Genomic DNA, 3,104 nt, shown 5'->3' with positions numbered 1-3,104 from the left:
TGTAAATTCAGGGAAATTATTGGTGCTTAATAAAATATTTGCAGCTAATTCCCATTTACCCTGATAAACGGCATCGTTAAATTCTGGTATCACGTTACCCAATGGGCAGCCTGATTGGCAGAAAGGTACGCCGCAATCCATACAACGGGCAGCTTGATTATTTAATTCTTTTGAGGGCAATTCATTTAAAAATTCCCCATAGTGTTTTACTCGTGTTGCAGCCTCTTCTCTGGTGGGCGCAACTCTATCGTATTCTTGAAATCCTGTTACTTTTCCCATGGCCTAGTGTGTTTTTACTTGTTGATTACGTTTGCTTAAAACTGCTTTATATTCTTTAGGGAATACTTTTACGAAATGAGCAGATTGAGTTTTCCAGTCGCTTAAGATAAACTCAGCTACTCTACTATCCGTTAAGCGGATATGCGTTTTAAGTAAAGCTAAAATGCGTTCTTCATCCTCAGCTTGTAATGGATCAAGATCAACCATTTCTTTATTGCATTTGCGTGCAAAAGTTCCGTTGGCATCATAAATCCAGGCTACACCACCACTCATACCAGCAGCGAAATTGCTTCCGGTATCACCAAGAATCAACACTTCACCACCTGTCATGTATTCGCAACCGTGATCGCCCACTCCTTCAACAACAGCTGTTGCACCAGAGTTACGTACGGCGAAACGCTCACCTGCTTTACCACGGGCAAATAACTCACCAGAAGTTGCGCCATAAAGGGCTACGTTACCGATAATGATATTTTGCTCAGGGATAAAAGTTGAGTTTGAGAAAGGATAAATGGCCAATCTTGCGCCCGATAATCCTTTACCTACGTAATCGTTCGCTTCACCTTCTAATGATAACGTTACCCCACGGGTATTGAAAGCACCGAAACTCTGCCCGGCCGAACCAACAAATTTAAAGTTGATCGTGTCAGGAGGTAAACCAGGGCCTAAATGAACTTTCGAAATTTCATTTGATAACATGGTACCCAGTGCACGGTCGGTATTTTTTACATCGAAACTGGCAAATACCGGTTCGTTATGATCAATGGCAGGTTGTGCAGCGGCAATTAATTTATGATCTAAAACATGATCCAAACCATGATCCTGGCCTTCAGTATTAAATAAAGGCAAACCATTTTCTTCAGCTTTATATAATATAGCTGATAAATCAAGGTGTTTCAATTTCCAGTCTTCAGCAGGCAATTCGCGTACTTTTAAAATATCAGCCTGACCGATCATTTCGTGGATCGTTCTGAAACCTAATTCAGCCATAATCTCACGTAACTCTTCCGCAAGGAAGTAAAATAAGTTCACTACATGGTCAGCATCACCGGTAAATAATTTTCTTAATTCCGGATCTTGTGTTGCTACGCCAACCGGACAAGTATTTAAATGGCATTTACGCATCATAATACATCCCGAAGTTACCAAGGCTGCTGTTGCAACACCCCATTCTTCAGCACCTAATAATGCAGCGATAGCGATATCTCTACCCGTTTTAAGCTGACCATCTGTTTGTAACACGATACGGTTACGCAATTTGTTTTTTACCAAAGTTTGGTGTGCTTCTGCTAAGCCTAACTCCCATGGTAAACCAGCATGTTGAATTGAAGTTAAAGGAGATGCTCCCGTTCCACCATCAAAACCAGATACCAGAATCACATCGGCATGTGCTTTAGCAACACCCGCGGCAATAGTACCCACGCCAGCTTTCGAAACCAGTTTTACATTGATCCTTGCTGCACGGTTAGCATTTTTCAAATCAAAAATTAACTGTGCTAAATCTTCGATCGAATAAATATCGTGGTGAGGCGGAGGTGAAATTAAACCAACGCCTGGTGTAGAGTGACGAACTTTTGCAATCCAGTCATCCACTTTGTGCCCTGGTAATTGACCACCTTCTCCTGGTTTAGCGCCCTGAGCCATTTTAATCTGTAACTCATCGGCATTGGTTAAATAGTAACTGGTTACACCAAAACGTGCAGAAGCCACTTGTTTAATTGCCGAGCGCATACTATCGCCATTTGGCAATTTAGTATAACGCATTTCATCTTCACCACCCTCTCCGGTATTGCTCTTTCCACCGATACGGTTCATGGCAATCGCTAAAGTAGAATGCGCCTCATGAGAAATTGAACCGAAGGACATTGCCCCTGTTGCAAATCTTTTTAAAATTGCCTCGGTTGATTCTACCTCATTTAAAGGTACCGATGGGCGGCTATAGTTAAATTCGAACAATCCACGGATGGTATAAGCTTGTTGTGTTTGCTCATTCACCAGTTTAGAGTACTGTTTGAAAATATTGTAATCGTTTTTACGGGTTGCGTTTTGCAACAAGTGAATGGTTTGCGGGTTAAACAAATGCGCTTCACCTTTACGGCGGAATTTATAAGTTCCACCTGCTGGTAACAGGTTTTCGGTTTCTGTTAACGGACCAAAACTGCGGTGATGTTTAATTAACGTTTCTTTTGCAATTTCATCCAGTCCTAAACCACCAATACGTGAAACTGCGCCGGTGAAATAAGTATTCACTACTTGTTTATTTAAACCTAAAATCTCGAAAATCTGCGCCCCCTGGTATGATTGCAAGGTTGAGATTCCCATTTTAGAGAAAATTTTAAGTAAACCGCTATTTACCGCATAGATATAGTTTTTGGTAAGCTGCTCTGTTGATAAGCCCGATTCTTCTTTAAACTCATTAATGGTTTCTAAAGCCAGGTAAGGGTTAATCGCCGTAACACCAAAGCCCAGTAATGTGGCAAAATGATGTACTTCCCAGATATCACCAGCCTCGATCACAATACCTACAGCACCACGGTATCCCTTGCGGATTAAGTGATGGTGTACAGCAGAAACCGCCAATAAAGAAGGCATGGCAGCATGCTCAGAGTCAATAGCCCTATCAGTTAATACAATTACCTGGAAACCATCTTCAACTGCATCAACCGCATAACGGCATAAACGGTCTAAGGCTTTTGCCATAGCGCCCGGTTTGCCATCAGCCCTGAAATAAGTCTGTAAAGTTTTCGCCTGGAAAACACCTGTATCAATACTTCTTAACTTTTCTAATTCCTGATTGGTTAAGATTGGGTGTTTAATGGCTACAC

Annotated in this window: 1 protein-coding gene and 1 pseudogene; both read right to left on the bottom strand. The window is 41.7% G+C overall.

The window, feature by feature from the left end:
- A pseudogene (gene gltD / locus AC1DPQ_RS22790) lies at positions 1-279 on the bottom strand (glutamate synthase); the annotation flags it as partial.
- Between the two features lie 3 nt (positions 280-282).
- Positions 283-3,104 (bottom strand): glutamate synthase large subunit (gltB, locus tag AC1DPQ_RS22785; RefSeq protein ID WP_477610963.1); only part of this gene is annotated, 2,822 nt, incomplete at its 5' end.

This window comes from Pedobacter sp. 01T416_2, assembly GCF_056398925.1.
The sequence above is the reverse complement of the archived record's forward strand: the minus strand, read 5'-3'. Positions and strand labels throughout refer to the sequence as shown.